Source organism: Pseudofrankia coriaricola, assembly GCF_001854805.1.
GTDB lineage: Bacteria > Actinomycetota > Actinomycetes > Frankiales > Frankiaceae > Pseudofrankia.
Genome location: NZ_MBLO01000212.1, coordinates 1 through 17115, shown reverse-complemented (window position 1 = coordinate 17115; position 17115 = coordinate 1). Strand labels below are relative to the sequence as shown.

13 protein-coding genes are annotated in these 17115 nt (G+C 72.4%); 11 read left to right on the top strand and 2 right to left on the bottom strand.

Going from position 1 to position 17115, the window contains the following annotated elements; all coding sequences use genetic code 11:
• The first annotated feature begins 358 nt into the window (after window positions 1-358).
• From BCD48_RS24215 to purH, 8 genes are all read left to right on the top strand, one after another.
• The gene (locus tag BCD48_RS24215) at window positions 359-2311 is read left to right on the top strand and encodes a protein kinase domain-containing protein (protein WP_071050675.1); all 1953 of its coding nucleotides are present in this window, start codon (window positions 359-361) and stop codon (window positions 2309-2311) included.
• A 411-nt stretch (window positions 2312-2722) separates the two neighbouring features.
• Window positions 2723-3889: an ADP-forming succinate--CoA ligase subunit beta gene (gene sucC / locus BCD48_RS24210; RefSeq protein ID WP_071050674.1), complete on the top strand. Its 1167-nt coding sequence runs from the start codon at window positions 2723-2725 to the stop codon at window positions 3887-3889.
• 79 nt (window positions 3890-3968) lie between these two features.
• Window positions 3969-4841: a succinate--CoA ligase subunit alpha gene (gene sucD / locus BCD48_RS24205; protein ID WP_071050673.1), complete on the top strand. Its 873-nt coding sequence runs from the start codon at window positions 3969-3971 to the stop codon at window positions 4839-4841.
• A 619-nt stretch (window positions 4842-5460) separates the two neighbouring features.
• Window positions 5461-6270 carry a hypothetical protein gene (locus BCD48_RS24200; RefSeq protein ID WP_083419118.1) on the top strand — a complete coding sequence of 270 codons (810 nt, stop codon included), beginning with the start codon at window positions 5461-5463 and terminating at the stop codon, window positions 6268-6270.
• A gap of 304 nt (window positions 6271-6574) precedes the next feature.
• Window positions 6575-7924: a cell division protein PerM gene (locus BCD48_RS24195; protein ID WP_071050672.1), complete on the top strand. Its 1350-nt coding sequence runs from the start codon at window positions 6575-6577 to the stop codon at window positions 7922-7924.
• A gap of 268 nt (window positions 7925-8192) precedes the next feature.
• Complete coding sequence (locus tag BCD48_RS52495; protein ID WP_198543368.1) at window positions 8193-8714, top strand: helix-turn-helix domain-containing protein; 522 nt, start codon at window positions 8193-8195, stop codon at window positions 8712-8714.
• 191 nt (window positions 8715-8905) lie between these two features.
• Complete coding sequence (purN, locus tag BCD48_RS24185) at window positions 8906-9514, top strand: phosphoribosylglycinamide formyltransferase (RefSeq protein ID WP_071050671.1); 609 nt, start codon at window positions 8906-8908, stop codon at window positions 9512-9514.
• Window positions 9515-9579: 65 nt separating this feature from the next.
• Window positions 9580-11250 (top strand): bifunctional phosphoribosylaminoimidazolecarboxamide formyltransferase/IMP cyclohydrolase, encoded by a 1671-nt coding sequence (gene purH / locus BCD48_RS24180; protein ID WP_116271644.1) that lies wholly within the window; start codon window positions 9580-9582, stop codon window positions 11248-11250.
• 390 nt (window positions 11251-11640) lie between these two features.
• Here the strand turns inward: purH and BCD48_RS24175 are convergent, their stop codons facing one another.
• A complete protein-coding gene (locus BCD48_RS24175; protein ID WP_071050670.1) occupies window positions 11641-11982 on the bottom strand; it encodes a hypothetical protein in 342 nt (113 codons plus the stop codon).
• Window positions 11983-12260: 278 nt separating this feature from the next.
• Between BCD48_RS24175 and BCD48_RS49605 the strand changes: the two genes are divergently transcribed.
• A complete protein-coding gene (locus BCD48_RS49605) occupies window positions 12261-12713 on the top strand; it encodes a DUF3017 domain-containing protein (RefSeq protein ID WP_241841954.1) in 453 nt (150 codons plus the stop codon).
• A gap of 276 nt (window positions 12714-12989) precedes the next feature.
• Window positions 12990-15212 (top strand): NADP-dependent isocitrate dehydrogenase, encoded by a 2223-nt coding sequence (locus BCD48_RS24165; protein ID WP_071050669.1) that lies wholly within the window; start codon window positions 12990-12992, stop codon window positions 15210-15212.
• 91 nt (window positions 15213-15303) lie between these two features.
• Here the strand turns inward: BCD48_RS24165 and BCD48_RS24160 are convergent, their stop codons facing one another.
• Window positions 15304-16614 (bottom strand): YhjD/YihY/BrkB family envelope integrity protein, encoded by a 1311-nt coding sequence (locus tag BCD48_RS24160; protein WP_083419117.1) that lies wholly within the window; start codon window positions 16612-16614, stop codon window positions 15304-15306.
• A gap of 194 nt (window positions 16615-16808) precedes the next feature.
• Here BCD48_RS24160 and BCD48_RS24155 point away from each other — a divergent pair.
• The coding region (locus BCD48_RS24155; protein WP_491677168.1) for an IS1634 family transposase N-terminal domain-related protein at window positions 16809-17115 on the top strand (307 nt) is incomplete at its 3' end.

Genomic DNA, 17115 nt, shown 5'->3' with positions numbered 1-17115 from the left:
CAGCGGCCGGCCCAGAACAGAATGCCTGGCTCCGGCGCCGTACGCCGCGGCGTACGGCGGGGCGTGATGCCGCGCCCCACCTCCGTGGCGATGTGCGCGCGTGGGGCTGTGGAGGGGCGTGCATACTGTCCGGAGTCGCTATATGCCGGTAGCGTCCGGATGCCTACTTCGGCCCGGGCTGTCCAGCCGGTTGGAAGCGGTCCAGCCAGCTGGTCGCGGGGTCCATGCCCTGGTAGCCGGTGCTGTCGGCATTCGGCGGCGGACATCGGCCGGAGGCCGGCCCCGCGAGGCGGCCGGCACCGCTGGTCCGACGGGGCGTCCACACGCCGCCGCCGCTCCGGTCAGCGCGAGGGGGGCCATGCTCACACCGCTCACGGACGACGACCCCATCGCCATCGGTCCGTACCGGCTGCAGAACCGGATCGGTGAGGGCGGCATGGGCAGCGTCTACCTGGCGTTCACCGACCGGCAGCAGCCGGTCGCGGTGAAGGTCGCCTCCGCCGAGCTGTCGGAGGACGTGGAGTTCCGCCGCCGCTTCCAACGGGAGGTCAGGGCCGCGCAGCGGGTCCGCGGCGGCGCGGTCGCGACGGTGCTCGACGCCGACACCGCCGCCGACCGGCCATGGATGGTCACCGAGTACGTGGAGGGCATCAGCCTGGCCGACGCGGTCCGCCGGCGCGGCCCGCTGCCCGAGCGCCTGGTACGGGGACTCGCCGCCGGGCTCGCCGACGCGCTGGTGGCGATCCACGAGGCGGGCGTCGTTCACCGCGACCTCAAACCGTCGAACATCCTGCTCGCCTGGGACGGCCCCAAGGTCATCGACTTCGGGATCGCGCAACTGGACGGCAACGCGACGCTTACCCGGTCCGGCCATGTCGTCGGGACGCTGGCCTGGATGGCGCCCGAGCAGATGCGTGGCGAGCAGGCCGGCCCCACGGCAGACATCTTCTCCTGGGGCTGCTGCGTCGCCTACGCGGCGACAGGCCGGCACCCCTTCCACGCCGACCGGGCCGAGGCGCTCGCGTTCCGCATCCAGCGCGACCCGCCGGACCTGGAGCACCTGCCCGGCTACCTGTCCGACACCGTCGTGCCGGCGCTGGAGAAGGAGCCACGGCTTCGCCCGTCGGCGGTGGCGCTGCTCGCCGTGCTCAGCGGCCAGCCGGTGCGCAGCAGGAGTGACGCGCACCGCGCGATCGAGACGGTGCTGGAACGTGACTGGTCCGGGCAGTTACCCGGCGCCGGTGGACAGCGCGGCTCGGCTGGGCACCAGGGCGAGGGAGAGCGAGCGGCCTCGGCGTCGCCGGTGCCTGTCTCGCCGCCGGTGTCCTTCCCCCCGCCGACACCAGCCCTGCCGCCGGCGCCCACGCCCCGGCCGTCACCCGCTCCGGAGCCGATGCCGTCGCGACGTCCGTACGCGAACGAGGCCTGGCCGCCGGCCCCGGCATGGCCGGTGCCCGCCCAGCCGCTGGAACGACATCCGGGGGACTGGCGGCCGTCCCAGCTGGACCACCGGTACGACCCGCCCTCGTCATACGAGGAGGCTCCTCGCCGGGAGTCGCGGCACTCCGAACCTCCTTATTATTCCGGCGCTCCGTACCCGGACACTTCGTACCCGGGTCCGGCGCACTCCGGTTCCGCCGGTGCCGAGGCTCCGTACGCGGATCCCACGTACTCCGACTCTGAACGCTCGCTCGCGCAGCCGCCGTACAGGGAGCCGCCGTATTCGGAGGCCGCCCACGGGGGCGGTGCGAGCCCCGGGCCGACGCCACCGCCGGCCCCGCGGACGCCCGACGGGGACTGGCGATCGGCCCGCGCCGGCTCGCTGGGCATGCCACCGCCCGCCGACGCGTTCCGCCCGTCGCCGCCGCCGGTGCTTCCATCGGAGGGCGGCGAGCCGCCGGCACCGCGCGCGTGGCCACAGCCGCCAGCGGATCACCCACCGGGCGGCCAGCAGGGCCGTCAGCGGGCGGCCGGAGCGGAGCTTGAGCGGTACCCGGCCGGGGCCGTCCTGGGGGCGGTGAGCCCTCGGCCGGGGCCGTCGACCGGCCGGCCGGCAGGGGGCCGCAGGGCCAGCCGTCGCCCGGCCAGCCCGGGGTGGAACCTTCCCGCGGTGTTCTCGGCGGTGTTCGCCGTCCTGTGGCTGTTCGGGGTTGGCAGCGTCGCCGGTATCTACCTCGGTTACCGCGCCCGGGCCGTCACCCAGGGCGGCCCGCGGCGCGGCGACCGCCTCGCGGCGGTGGGCATCGTGCTCGGCTGGCCGGGCCTCGTCCTGGCGGTGCTGTTTCTGGGGTACGCCGCGGGGCACGGCTGAGGCCGGCGGCGTCCGCCCATCGGGCGCCACGCCCATTACAAATCACACCGTGTGAGATCGGACATATGCGCCGGCTCTCGGCGGCGCGCCGTCGGTTGATGCCTGCGGTTGCTGGCAGGTGCCCCCCGCCGCCGCGGACACCCCGGCGGGGGCGTCGCGGGCGGTTTTGTACGGTTCTGCCGCGCGCGCGGGCAGCTCCGGTGCCCCGGATGATCGGTGAGCGGTCATGGAGCCGGTCCGGGGCCGCCCCGTACCGCGCGGCTCGGCTCACTCACGGCGCCACAGCGTCACCTGGATGGTGCGGAGTCATTTGTGGGCCGCGCCGCGCAGGCGCGCGTCACGGCAGGTGCGTCAGTAGGCTCGCATCCGTTCCGTGCATCCCCTGACCGACCGCACCCGACTGGACGGACCGTGGATCTCTTCGAATACCAGGCGAAGGCACTCTTCGCCGAGCATGGCGTCCCGGTGCCCACCGGCAAGACCGCCACAACCCCCGACGAGGCCCGCGCGATCGCCGCGGAGCTGGGCGGCAAAGTCGTCGTGAAGGCCCAGGTCAAGACCGGTGGCCGCGGCAAGGCCGGCGGCGTCAAGGTAGCCGACGGGCCGGAGGACGCGTACGAGAAGGCGACCGCCATTCTCGGCATGGACATCAAGGGTCACACCGTGCATTCGGTGCTGGTGGAGCAGGCCAGCAACATCGCGGAGGAGTACTACGCGTCGTTCCTGCTGGACCGCGCGAACCGCACCTTCCTGGCGATGGCATCGCGCGAAGGCGGCATGGAGATCGAGGAGGTCGCGGCGACCAAGCCCGAGGCCCTCGCCCGGATCCACCTCGACCCGCTGACCGGCGTCGACCTCGCGAAGGCCCGCGAGATCGCCGTCGCCGCCAAGCTCCCGGAGGCCGCCCTCGACGGCGCGGCCGAGCTGCTGGTCAAGCTGTGGGAGACCTTCGTCAAGGCGGACGCCACCCTGGTCGAGGTCAACCCGCTCATCCTCACCGGCGATGGCCAGGTGATCGCGCTCGACGGCAAGGTGAGCCTGGACGAGAACGCCGACTTCCGCCACCCGGAGAACGAGGCGCTCGTCGACGTCTCGGCGGTCGACCCGCTGGAGCAGAAAGCCAAGGAAAAGGGCCTCAACTACGTCAAGCTGACCGGCTCTGTCGGCATCATCGGCAACGGCGCGGGCCTGGTCATGTCGACCCTCGACGTCGTCACCTACGCCGGCGAGGAGTTCGGCGGGCAGCGCCCGGCGAACTTCCTCGACATCGGCGGCGGCGCCTCGGCCGAGGTCATGGCGAACGGCCTGTCGATCATTCTCTCCGACCCGTCGGTCAAGAGCGTCTTCGTCAACATCTTCGGCGGCATCACCGCCTGCGACGCGGTCGCCAACGGCATCATCAAGGCCCTCGAACTGGTCGGTGAGGTGACCACCCCGCTGGTGGTCCGCCTCGACGGCAACAACGCCGAGGAGGGCCGGCGGATCCTCGCCGAGGCCAACCTTGCGGTCGTCAAGCCCGTGGACACCATGGACGGCGCGGCGAAGCTCGCCGCCGAGCTCGCCGCCGCCGCGGCCTGACAATTACCCGGCAGGCTTCCGGGGCGCGACGGAGAACCCGACCGCACCCCTTCGGCCTGGGTGAAAGGAACCGCTCGCAATGGCCATCTGGCTCGACGAGAACAGCCGCATCGTGGTGCAGGGCATCACCGGCTCCGAAGGCAGCAAGCACGCGAAGCGCATGGCGGCGTCCGGCGCCGCCATCGTCGCTGGCGTGAACGCACGCAAGGCAGGCCAGTCCCAGGACGGCGTGCCGGTGTTCGCGTCCGTCACCGAGGCTATGGAGAAGACCGGGGCCAACGTCTCCGTCATCTTCGTCCCGCCGAAGTTCACCAAGGACGCCGCGATCGAGGCCGTCGACGCGGAGATCCCGCTCGCGGTCGTCATCACCGAGGGCGTCCCGGTGCACGACACCACCGAGTTCTTCGCCTACGCGCAGGGCAAGGGCAAGACCCGCATCATCGGCCCGAACTGCCCCGGCATCATCAGCCCCGGCAAGTCGAACGCCGGCATCATCCCGGCCACCATCACGCCGCCAGGGCGGATCGGCCTGGTCAGCAAGAGCGGCACGCTGACCTACCAGATGATGTACGAACTGCGCGACTTCGGCTTCTCGACCGGCGTCGGCATCGGCGGTGACCCGGTCATCGGGACCATTCACATCGACGCCCTCGACGCGTTCGAGGCCGACCCCGAGACCGACGCGATCGTGATGATCGGTGAGATCGGTGGCGACGCCGAGGAGCGGGCGGCCGCGCACATCGAGGCGCACATCACCAAGCCGGTCGTCGGCTATGTCGCGGGCTTCACCGCGCCGGAGGGCAAGACGATGGGGCACGCCGGCGCGATTGTCTCCGGTTCATCCGGCACCGCGCAGGCGAAGAAGGAAGCGCTGGAGAAGGCGGGCGTGCGGGTCGGCAAGACGCCGTCGGAGACGGCTCGTCTGATGGCCGACATCATGCGGTCGTTGTAGGGCACGGCGCGGAGCGCCTCGTCTCCACAACAACCGTCGGGTGTGGCGGGGCGCCCCAGGCCCCCGCCACACCCGACCGGTCTGGTCGCGGACCCAGCGCATGTGGCCGTGGCCCGCGCCGGTCCCAGCGGGTGAGGCGGGTTGGGCCGGCAGTGTCCCCTTGGCGGCATCCCTGAACTGGGCCCGTTGGCTGTGACGGTGCGCGAGCTGGCGAGGCGCCGTTGGGCATCGGCTCGTCCATGTGCGCTCCCAGCGCGGCAACAGACATCCATCAGCTCGAATGTCTAGCCGCGGCGGGTCGCGACGCTGTTCCAGCGACCAGTAAGCGCAACTCGGCCACAACTGGTGACGGCGCATCGGCGCGGCGCCAGCCCAGCCGCGTCGTCAGCCCGGTCCAAGCCCTACCACCGCCATATGCCAGGGCCCGGTACCACGCGAGGAGGGCGCTCAGCGCCCGACACGGGGCGAGCGCGCCCAGCGCCTCGCCCCGGCAGTGGGAAGCGGGCCTGCCCGGGCGCGGCGGCGACGGCGCGGGGAGAATACAGAAGACTTCCGCGGCGGTGCTTGATGAACTTGGGTCCGGCGCTTGGGCATTCCGGACGAAGTGGGGTTGGTCCCGATGGTGAAGATCGCTGGTCGCGACGTCGTCACCAGTGACGTCGGCGTCGTGGCCGGTGGCCTGGTGGTGCTGATCTCCAGTTTCCTGCCGTGGATGGGGATCGACTGGTTTTACTACCGGGGCAGCATCCACATGGGCTGGGCCAGCGGCCCGCTCGCCGTGTTCGCGATCGTGCTCTCGTTTGCCGCCGCGGGCCTGGTGGCCGCCCGAATGGTCGCCAACCTGAGGCTGCCCGCGATCGGCCCGGTGGGCCCAGCGCTGCTCACCGTGATCCTGGGCGCCATCGCGACCCTCTTCATCCTCATCCGGCTGGTCACCGTCCACCCCTGGGACTCGCGTTTCGGTCTGTACTTCGGCCTGATCGGGGCCGCTGCGCTGACCGGCTTCAGCGTCGTCGGACTGCTCGCCAGCGGCGAGCAGATCCCCGGCCGCGGGCCGGTGACCGGCGCGCCCTGGGAGCAGCGGCCTCCCTACGGCCAGCCCTATGGGCGGCCCTATGGACACCCGGGCGCGGCGCCGGCGCCCTACGGGCCGCAGCCAGCCGCCCCTTACCCCCAGCCACCGGCCACGGGCTATGGCCAGCCAACGCCGGCTCCCGGTTACGGCCAGCCGACACCGATACCCACAGCGACGCCGACGCCCGCGCCGGGCTACGGCCAGCCGCCCGCGCCGTATGGTCAGCCGTCGCCCTACGGCCAGCCGCCGCAGACTCCCGCGCCGGGTTATGGCCAGGCCCCGGCACCTGGGTACGACCCGGGGCGGCAGCAGCCGCCGCAGGCCGGCGCCCCTTATGGTCAGCAGCCCAGCTAGCCCAGCCGAGGCCCTCTCACGAGCGATCCGCGGCAGCAGGCAGGTCGTTTGCGCTCCCCCCGGCGGCGGCGGGCCTTGGCGCCCGGAAGCTCGTCGGTGACACCAGTCATCCAAAGCCCCGGAACGTGCTGAAGACCGCCGAAGATCGACCAGCTGGGAGGACGGCCCAGCGGCCCATCCTGGACGATTTGACCGTGGGGCGTGGACTGCCCGCCATGCGGTGATATCGGCTGGATCGGTCATTTCCGGCTATGCCCCGGCGTGTTGGCCCGGTGTGGCGGCGTGAGCGTGCGAGCGTCGTCCCGTGGCCCATCCTGTCGCCTCGCGCGGTGCCGCGGCGCTTCGGCTGACCCGGCTCGCCAGGCTCGCGCACGCGTTCGGCGTCGCGCTGCCTGGGCCGGCGGTGGCCTGCGCGGCAGGGCTGGTCGCCGTGCAGCTGCTGGTGCTGGTCGCGTGGGGAGCTGACACCAGGTCGAGCGCCGGTGCCGGCGCCGCGCTGCGGGTCGGCGCCGACCTCTGGCTGCTCGCGCACGGCACGACCCTGCGGCTCCCGGACGGCGACGTCCGCGTCCTCCCGCTGGGGCTGGCCGCTCTGCCCGTCCTGCTCGCGGCCTCGTCCGGTTACCGGCTGGCCGCCGCCCGGGCGGGCGGGGCCGTCTCGCGCGCGCCGCGGGAGGTCGACGTCGCCGCGGGTCTCGCGGGCCGGGTCGGGTCGGGTCTGCGCTCCCGGATTCCCGGCCTCGCCGACTTCGTGCCGCTGCCGGCCGGTCCCGGCGGCGCGCGTTCGACGGCGGCGCGCCGCCGGGTCCGGCCGCGCCGGGTGCTCCTGGACATCGTGGCCGTGGTGTTCGCGCAGACCGCGCTGGTCTGCGTGGTCTGCTGGGCCGCGTCGAGCCCGATGGCACGGCCGGTGCCCAGCTCGGCGGCGCTGGGCGCGGCCGGCCTGTCGGGCCTGGGCGCGACCATCGGCGTGCTGGCCGGCTACCGCCGTCTCGGCACGGCCTGGCGGCGGGTGCCGGTGATGCTGCGAGTGCCCCTGGCCGGCGGGCTCGCGGCGACGGCCGCGCTCGTGGCGGTCGGCGCGCTGGGCCTGTGCGTGCTCCTGCTCGTCCGGGCGGGCAGGGTGTCCGGCGTCGCCAGCGGGCTGGACCCGGGCCTGGTCGGGGGGGTCGGGCTGTTCGCGGTCCAGCTCGTACTGCTGCCCAACCTGGCCATCTGGGCGTGCTCCTACGCGCTGGGCACCGGATTCGCCGCCGGGCCCACCGTCACCGTGACCCCGACGTCCGCCGCCCCGACCACCCTGCCGGACCTGCCGGTGTTGCGGCTGCTGCCCTCAGCCCCTCTCCCCGGCTGGGCCTGGCTCGTGCTCGCCGTGGCGCCGCTCGCGGCCGGGACGGCGCTCGCGTTGTCGGTGCGCCGGGCCATCCCCGGCGCCACCCTGTTCGGCCGCCTCGGCATGGTGCTCACCGGCGCGGCCGCCTGCGCGCTGCTGGTCGGGCTGCTCGCGGCGCTGTCCGGCGGTGGCATAGGTACCCAGGCGGCATCCACGTTCGGGCCCGCGCCTGGCTGGGCGATACTCGCGGCCGCGGCGGAGGTCGGGATGGCCGGCGCTCTGGTGACCAGCGTCGCCGAGCTCGTCCGCCGTCGTCCCTAGCATCCGTACCGCGCCTGTCCGCGCCTGGCCCAGGGCCCCGCGCGGCGCGCGGCTTCGCCCTTCCCGCGTCGTCCCGCGTCGGGCCTCGTGACCGCGCGCCGGAGAGGACCGCGGGTGTCGTAGCTGGTCGTTACGGTGTGATCGTTGTCCGGGCGGACGCCCGGAGAGGCCAGCCGCCCACCGGAGCTCGCGGGGCTCGCCGCCTGTGACCGGCTAGCGGGCGGCGCGGCCGGCCCGCGATGCCCGCCTGGAGTCCGGGGAGGCCGTCATGGCACCCACCGCGGCACAGATTCGTGCCCAGTCGACCGACCTGCGTGCCCTGGGCTGGTCCTACCGGCGGATCGCCGCGCACTGGCAGCTGGCCCAGGGCCTGGGCGCCCGGCTCGCGTTCCGGCTGGCGCACGGCTGGACGCAGGAGGACGCGGCTCGGCGTTGGAACGAGCGGTGGCCGGACTCCCCGAAGACTGGCAAGTCCTTCAGCTACTGGGAAACCTGGCCCGCGCCCGGTGGCCGTGCGCCGTCGCCGCTCGCGTTGGCCCGCCTCGCCGAGCTGTACCTGTGCCGCCCCGGCGATCTGCTGGACGGCCTCGACCACGGCGTCCTCGACCCGGGCCTGGACGCGGGCGGCGGGCTGGGCGGCTGCCGCCACCGGGACCGCCATGACCAGGGCTGCCTGGCCCCTGACGGCCGCCGCGACGGCGCGGGACCGCCCGACCCGGACTTCGAGCTGGACCTGGGCCTCTCGTTCGGCCAGCAGTTCTGGTACCCCGCCGACGCGTTGCGCGGGTAGCGCGGATGGCCGCGTCTGGAGGGGGCAAGTCAGTACAGTCGGGGGTCGAGTCACCGCCCCGGGCCGCGCTGGCGGACCGGTCGGCAATGCACCCGATTCCTGGCTACCCGGTCCCTGACCACGTCAAGAGGGCGCGAAGCGCCGATGACGGGGCGCTTCGCGCCCCGCCCCTGTTGCCTCCGGAGGGTTCTGTGCCTGCCCGCTTGGTCGTTCTCGCGTCGGGCGCTGGCACCACCCTGCAGGCGGTCCTGGACGCCTGTCAGGACCCGGCCTACGGTGCGCGGGTCGTCGCGGTCGGCACGGATCGGACGGGTACCGGCGCCGAGCGCCGCGCACTGGCGGCTGGCGTGCCGGTGTTCACCGTCCGGTTGGCGGACCACCCCGACCGGGACGCGTTCAACGCCGCGACGGCGGACCGGATCGCGGCCGAGCGTCCCGACCTGTTGGTGCTCGCCGGGTATATGAAGATTCTCGACAAGCAGGTCGTCGGGCGGTTCCGCACGGTCAACACCCATCCGTCCCTGCTGCCGTCGTTTCCGGGCGCCCATGCGATCCGCGAGGCGCTGGCACACGGCGTGAAGGTCAGCGGAGTCACTGTGCACTGGGTGGACGAAGGGGTCGACACCGGGCCGATCATCGCCCAGGCGGCGGTGGACGTCCTACCAGGCGATACCGAGGACATCCTGCGCACCCGGATCCAGGCAGTCGAACGCGGGTTGTACGTCACCACGATCGGTGAGATCGCGCGAGGGCGGCCGTCGGAGGCCGCGATCCGCCAGGACGCCTCCCGCCGCTGGTAAGCGCGCGAAGGGGTCTTCTGGCGGCGTGGAGACCGCGTGGAATGCATGGTCAACAAGGAGGAACTATGACGAGGCCGCAGGATCCGACGACGGTCCCAGCTGGGGCCGACGGCCCGGCGGCGGAGTCCTCGGCCGCCGGTGCCGCGCTGGGTGCCGAGGTCGTCGCTACCGGGCGTCGGCGGCTGCGCCGGGCGCTGGTCAGCGTCTACGACAAGTCGGGGTTGGGTGACCTCGCCGAGGCGTTCCAGGCGGCCGGGGTGGAGGTCGTGTCGACGGGCTCCACGGCCGAGGTACTGGCCAAACACGGCCTCGCCGTCACCCCGGTGAGCACGCTGACCGGTTTCCCGGAGGTTCTCGGCGGCCGGGTGAAGACCCTGCACCCCCGGGTCCACGCGGGCCTGCTGGCCGACCTGCGCCAGGCGGAGCACGCCGAGGCGCTGGCCGAGCTCGACATCGAGCCGTTCGACCTGGTCGTCGTCAACCTGTACCCGTTCCGGGAGACGGTGGCCGCCGGCGCGACCGAGGACGAGGCGGTCGAACAGATCGACATCGGCGGCCCGGCGATGATCAGGGCCGCGGCGAAGAACCACGCGTCGGTCGCGGTCGTCGTCGAGCCGGACGACTACCCGGCGCTGATCGAGGCGGTCGGAGGCGCCGGCTTCGACCTCGGCACGCGCCGCCGGCTCGCCGCCAGGGCGTTCGCCCACACCGCCGGCTACGACGCGGCGGTCGCGTCCTGGTTCGCGAGCGTCGTCGCTCCGGACGAGACCGCGAGCCAGACCGGCTGGCCAGACGTGCTGACGGCCCAGTGGCGGCGCTCGGACGTGCTGCGCTACGGCGAGAACCCGCACCAGCGAGCCGCCCTCTACGTCGCCACCGACGACCGGACCCCGGGGCTGGCGACGGCGAAGCAGCTGCACGGCAAGCAGATGTCCTACAACAACTACACCGACACCGACGCGGCCCGCCGCGCCGTCCACGACTTCTCCGAGCCGGCCGTCGCGATCATCAAACACGCCAACCCGTGCGGGATCGCCATCGCGGACGACATCGCCGAGGCCCACCGCAAGGCGCACGCCTGCGACCCCGTGTCGGCCTTCGGCGGCGTGATCGCGACCAACAGGCCGGTCACCGTCGAGCTCGCCGAGCAGATCGCGGAGATCTTCACCGAGGTCGTCGTCGCGCCGGGCTACGCGCCGGGCGCCCTGGACGTCCTGTCCCGCAAGCCGTCGATTCGGCTGCTGGAGTGCGCGCCTCCGCCGCACCAGCGCGGCGTGGAGCTACGCCCGATATCCGGTGGGCTGCTGCTGCAGTCCCGCGACGCGCTGGACGCGGCCGGGGACGAGCCGTCGGCCTGGACGCTGGAGGCCGGCGCGCCGGCCGACGAGGCGACGCTTGCCGACCTGCGGTTCGCCTGGCGGGCGGTCCGCTCCGTCAAGTCGAACGCGATCCTGATCGCCGCCGACGGCGCGACCGTCGGGGTCGGCATGGGCCAGGTGAACCGCGTCGACGCGGCCCGGCTCGCGGTTACCCGGGCCGGGGACCGGACGAAGGGGGCGGTGGCCGCCAGCGACGCGTACTTCCCCTTCCCCGACGGCTTTCAGGTGCTGGCCGACGCCGGGGTGCGGGCCGTGGTCGAGCCGGGCGGATCGGTTCGCGACGAGCTCGTGGTCGCCGCGGCGCGGGAGGCCGGCGTCACGCTGTACTTCACCGGCGTGCGCCACTTCGCGCACTGAGCCCTGGAACAGGGAGGGACTCGGGCGCGGGCCGCGCCATCGCGGAGCGAGACGCGCCGGAAAGGGCGGCGGGTCTCGGCCTCACCGGCCCGCGCCGGAGCCGGGGCGTCGGTTCTGGCCGCCGCGCCCGTTGCCGCCGCCGCGCCGGCCGGCGCGGCGTTCCCGCCTCGTGCGGGCGTCAGGGGGCAGGGCGCGGCCGTCATCTGTCTCCCCGTTCGGGTGAGGAGACTCAGGGGCCGCGTCGCGCTGGTCTTTGGCACCGGCCGGCGGAGGCTCCCGCTCCCGGCCTGGTTCCGCGTGGGGTTCTCCTGGACTGGCCGCCGGGCCCGCAAGAGGGCGCTGGGCGGTCGGCGGCCGGTCGAGGAGAAGGGGGCGGTCGGCGCCAGAGCTTCAGACGCTTGTCGACTCCGCGGCAGCCGTACCCCGCCGAGCCGCGCTTGTCGCGCCGGTCGTCGTGGTCGTGCCGGTGGCCGCGGTGGTGCTGGTGCTCGCCGTGGCGCTGGCCTGGCCGCCGGGCACGTCGCTGTTCGGCACGTAGCGCTGCGAGACCCAGTCGAGCGCCTCGCGCCACGAGGCGCCGTAGAGGACCGAGATTCGATCCGCGGTCTGGCGCGCGAGCGCCTGGACGAACACGCGGTCGTCGCTGTCGAGGTGCCGGGCGTCCCCGAACGTCTCCCACGCCCGGAACATCAGCTCCTGAAGCTTCTTGCTGTGTGGCGACTCGTCTGCCACGTCACGCTCCTCCTGCTGTGGGACCTGACGGGGCAGTCTGCCCTAGTCCGGGTGAGCGCTGTGCGGTGGGGGTGCCTATTGGCCAAAGGAGGCGCGACGATGTTCTTCCTTCGCGCCTCCGGCGGCCCGTCCCAGAAGCACTTGGGCCAAAGGAGGCGCGACGATGTTCTTCCTTCGCGCCTCCGGCGGCCCGTCCCAGAAGCACTTGGGCCAAAGGAGGCGCGACGATGTTCTTCCTTCGCGCCTCCGGCGGCCCCGTTCTCAGAAGCACTACGCGGGTGCGCGTGCCCGGCCGTGGCATCCCTCCCTACACTGTGAACGTGGCCGGACCGGGCGTGACGCGAGGTCAGCGGCCGCCGCCCGCGCCGCGCCATCCGACGGCTGGTGGCCCCACCCCGCGGCCCGGTTCACGAGCCCACGCGAAGGCGCGGCGGGCAGCCGAGCGCCGCAGCCGCTCGCCGTGGTTCATCCGGCAGCTCGTGCTGACGGCGGCGCTGGCCGGCGTGACGCTGGGCCTTGTCATGGTCACGCAGCAGCGGTGGCGGCAAGGCCTGTTCGGCGTCGGCGCGGTTCTGCTGGTGATGGCCCTGGCGCGTCTCGCCCTGCCCACGCGCAGCGTCGGGATGCTCGCGGTGCGGGGCCGCCTGTTCGACGTGGTCACGCTCCTGGTACTGGGCCTCTCCGTCATTGGCCTCACCCTGACGGTCCCGATCCCGATCCCCGGCACATAGCCGCGCTCCGCGCTGACAGACGGGGCGGAGCGTCCCGTCACACTGCCGGGCCGCGAGCAGCTCGCGCACGGTAGCCTCGCCTGCGCCCGATCCTTCACCACCGCGACGCTCACCTGGCCGAAGGCCACGCCGCTCGGCGACGATCAGACCGGAGCCGGTGCCCTGCCAGGGCTCGCCCCTCGACCTGCCCGCGACGGCCCTGAGCGCCCGGCCAGGTCGAAGCGAGCGGGACTACCGTTGGGTAGCCAGACGCACCAGACGCGAAGCGGAGTAGCGGTGACAGAGTCAACAATCATCTATACGTTCACCGACGAGGCGCCGGCCCTGGCGACGTATTCGTTCCTCCCGGTGATCCAGGCTTATGCCGCCACCGCTGGCGTCCCCGTCGACAGTCGCGACATCTCCCTGGCCGGTCGGATCATCGCCACCTTCCCGGACTACCTCGAGGAGTCCCAGCGCGTCGGCGACGCGTTGGCCGAGCTCGGCGAGCTGGCGCTGCGGCCCGAGGCGAACATCATCAAGCTGCCGAACATCTCGGCTTCGATCCCGCAGCTGAAGGCGGCGGTCGCCGAACTGCGGGACAAGGGCTACGCGCTGCCGGACTACCCGGACGACCCGAAGACGGACGCGGAGCGGGACGTACGCGCCCGCTACGACAAGATCAAGGGCAGCGCGGTCAACCCGGTGCTGCGCGAGGGCAACTCCGACCGGCGCGCTCCCGCATCGGTGAAGAACTACGCGCGTACCCACCCCCACAGGATGGGGGCCTGGAGCGCCGACTCGAAGACGAACGTCGCGACGATGGGCCACGACGACTTCGCCAGCACCGAGAAGTCGGCTGTCATCGGCTCCGACGGCGCACTGCGCATCGAGCTGGCCGGCGCGGACGGCACCACCACCGTGCTGAAGGAGAACGTCAAGGTTCTCGCCGGTGAGGTCGTCGACACCGCCGTGTTGCGCGTCGGCCCGCTGCGCGCCTTCCTCACCGAGCAGATCGCCCGGGCCAAGGCCGAGGGCGTGCTGTTCTCCGTGCACCTGAAGGCCACGATGATGAAGGTCTCCGACCCGATCGTCTTTGGCCACGCCGTGCGCATGTTCTTCCCGAAGACGTTCGCCACCCACGGCGACACCCTCGCGGCCGCGGGCCTGAACCCGAACGACGGCCTCGGCGCCGTTCTCGCCGGCCTCGCGGCGCTGCCCGAGGGTGAGGCAATCAAGGCCTCGTTCGACGCCGAACTGGCAGATGGCCCGGCGCTGGCGATGGTCGACTCCGACCGCGGCATCACCAACCTGCACGTGCCGAGCGATGTCATCGTCGACGCCTCGATGCCGGCGATGATCCGGACCTCCGGTCACATGTGGGGGCCGGACGGCAACGAGGCCGACACGCTGGCCGTGCTGCCGGACAGCAGCTACGCCGGCGTCTACCAGGTCGTCCTCGACGACTGCCGGGCGAACGGTGCCTACCACCCGGCGACGATGGGATCGGTGTCGAACGTCGGCCTCATGGCCCAGAAGGCCGAGGAGTACGGCAGTCACGACAAGACGTTCGAGATTCCGGCGAACGGCGCCGTGCGGGTCGTCGACCTGTCCGGTGCCGTGATCCTGGAGCAGCCGGTCGCCAAGGGCGACATCTTCCGGATGTGCCAGGTCAAGGACGCCCCGATCCGGGACTGGGTGAAGCTCGCTGTCACTCGCGCCCGTGCCACCGGCGACCCGGCTGTGTTCTGGCTCAACGAGAACCGTGCGCACGACGCCCAGATGATCAAGAAGATTCAGGCCTACCTGCCGGAGCACGACACCGAGGGCCTGACCATCGAGATCCTGCCGCCGGTCGAGGCCACCGCGTACTCGCTCGAGCGGATCCGGCGGGGCCTCAACACGATCTCGGTCACCGGCAACGTGCTGCGGGACTACCTGACCGACCTCTTCCCGATCCTGGAACTGGGCACCAGCGCCAAGATGCTCTCGGTCGTCCCGCTGATGGCCGGTGGTGGCCTGTTCGAGACCGGTGCCGGCGGCTCGGCGCCCAAGCACGTCCAGCAGCTGGTCAAGGAGAACTACCTGCGCTGGGACAGCCTGGGCGAGTTCCTGGCCCTCGCCGTCAGCTTCGAGCAGTTCGCGAACGTCACCGGCAACTCCCGCGCCAAGGTGCTCGGCGAGACGCTGGACCGGGCGACCGGCACGTTCCTCAACGAGAACAAGTCGCCGGCCCGCCGCGTCGGTGGGATCGACAACCGCGGCAGCCACTTCTACCTGGCGCTCTACTGGGCCCAGGAGCTCGCGGCACAGACCGCCGACGAGGAGCTGGCCGCCGCCTTCGCGGGCTTCGCGAAGACCCTGGCCGAGCAGGAGGCGACGATCGCCGCCGAGCTGCTTGCCGTACAGGGCTCGCCGGCCGACATCGGTGGCTACTACCAGCCCGACCCGGCCAAGGCCAGCGCCGTCATGCGCCCCTCGGTGACCTTCAACGAGACCCTCGCGGCACTGACCGTCTAGGGGGCCAAAGGGTGTGCGAAAATGATCTTCCTTCGCACACCCGGCGGCCGTTGTCCCCAGGATCACTAACGGTCGGACCGCGCCTAACGGTCTACGGCCGGCCGCTCTCGCCCTGTCCCGGGGCGGGGGCGGCCGACGTCTTCTCCGGGGTCGCGTCCGCCCGGCCGTCGCCCTGCTCGCGGCGGCTGGGCACCTCCTGGCCGGGGGGACGGCCGGGATGACGGCGCGGAACGACCCGGCGGAAGCGGTCCGCGACCCAGCGCCGGTTGTCGGGCTCGGGCTCGTTGTCGGGCTCGGGCTGTCCAGGCCCGCCGTCCTGGCCGGGCGTCTCGTCAGGGCTGGGCGGCCCGGACTTCTCCGTCTCGTCCGTCTCGCTCCGGCCGCCGGTCTCGCCCCGCTCCTCCCCGGCGCCGCCCCCTCCGGCGTTGTCCGGCTGGCCGGCGTGATCCGGCTGGTCCGCGTGATCCGGCTGACCGGCGTCGGGACGCTGGCTGGCGGTGCCGGACGGGTGGATGTCCGAGTTACCCGGGGCGGTGACCGCCCATGCCGCGGCGAACAGTATCCAGCGCATCAGGATGTTGATCCAGATGAGTAGTCCGACGATGACGGCGAATGTGCCGTAGACCGGGTTGCCGGTCGCCTTGCCGACCAGCCAGGTGCCAAGCAGCTTGAACACCTCGAGACCGACCGCGCCGAGCAGCGCCGCCCGGACGACCGCGCGCCGGTTCGTCTCCTTCGGCAGCCGCCAGAACAGGTACAGGAAGACCATCGTGTCGGCGATCAACGCCAGCAGGAAGCCCAGCAGCCCGGCCAGCCAGGCCGCCGCGGAGCTGCCCTCCAAGCCGGTTACCCGCAGCAGCACCCCGTTGGCCGAGGTCGCGAAGCTGGTGAGCACCAGCGACACGATGAGCAGCAGGCCCAGACCGAGCAGGACGCTGACGTCGCGCAGCCGCCGGGTGACGAGGTTGCCCGCGTCGGTGCTCTGGTGCCACATGAGCCGGATCGCGTCGCGCAGCGCGGAGACGCACGCGACGCCGGCGAGCAACAGAGCGACGAGACCGATGAGCCCGACGCCGAACTTCGCCGAGCCCAGGTTCGCCACGTTCAGCTTGTCGGCGAGCCCCGGCAGGTAGCCGTTGATCTGCTTGACGATCTCCTGCTTGGCGTCGGGATAGGCGTCGACGACGAAGCCGATCGCCGCGTAGACCAACGCGATGATCGGAAAGAACGACAGGAAGGCGAAGTAGGTGACGCCGGCGGCCAACCGGTCGCCGCCGTCGGAGGCGTATCGCCCATAGGCACGGATCGCATGGTCCAGCACGGGGATCCGCCGACGCGTCGTCGAGACTCCGCCGGACACCCCGCGCCAGGTCGCGCCGAACGCCCCGCGGATGTCTGTCACTCAGCGTGCATACCCCAGCGACGCCGATACGCAACCATTCCTTCGGCTACTAGACCGAACTTGCGAGTGCTCGAAGATCGCTACGCGCACAGCCTGGCACTTTGGCCTGTGTTGTCCGAAGTGTAGTCAGTAGGTTGCTTGATCGGGATCTTGCTGGATGGGATCATCGACTCGTGGCGAGGCAAACGGGTGCTATGCACGTGGACCGGATTGTCAGTCGGCAGACGAACGCGGCCGGCGAGCCGCGGGAGTACGTGTCGCATCTGGTGCGGCGTACCTTCCGGGAAGACGGAAAGGTCAAGAACGAGACCATTGCGAACGTCTCGCACCTTCCGCCGGCGGCCATCGACGTGCTCAGGAAAGCGCTCGCGGGCCGGACGCTGGTCGATGTCGAGAAAGATGTCGAGATCGCTCGGTCTCTTCAGCACGGCAATGTCGCCGCGGTCATGACGGTCGCCCGGCAGCTCGGCCTGCCGGCACTGCTGGGGCCGGCTGGGCGAC

Bases quoted from the DNA above. Each gene is read 5' to 3' on its own strand.
- BCD48_RS24215 (WP_071050675.1), top strand. From the start codon at position 359: ATGCTCACACCGCTCACGGACGACGACCCCATCGCCATCGGTCCGTAC.
- BCD48_RS52495 (WP_198543368.1), top strand. From the start codon at position 8,193: ATGGCACCCACCGCGGCACAGATTCGTGCCCAGTCGACCGACCTGCGT.
- sucD (WP_071050673.1), top strand. From the start codon at position 3,969: ATGGCCATCTGGCTCGACGAGAACAGCCGCATCGTGGTGCAGGGCATC.
- BCD48_RS24200 (WP_083419118.1), top strand. From the start codon at position 5,461: ATGGTGAAGATCGCTGGTCGCGACGTCGTCACCAGTGACGTCGGCGTC.
- purH (WP_116271644.1), top strand. From the start codon at position 9,580: ATGACGAGGCCGCAGGATCCGACGACGGTCCCAGCTGGGGCCGACGGC.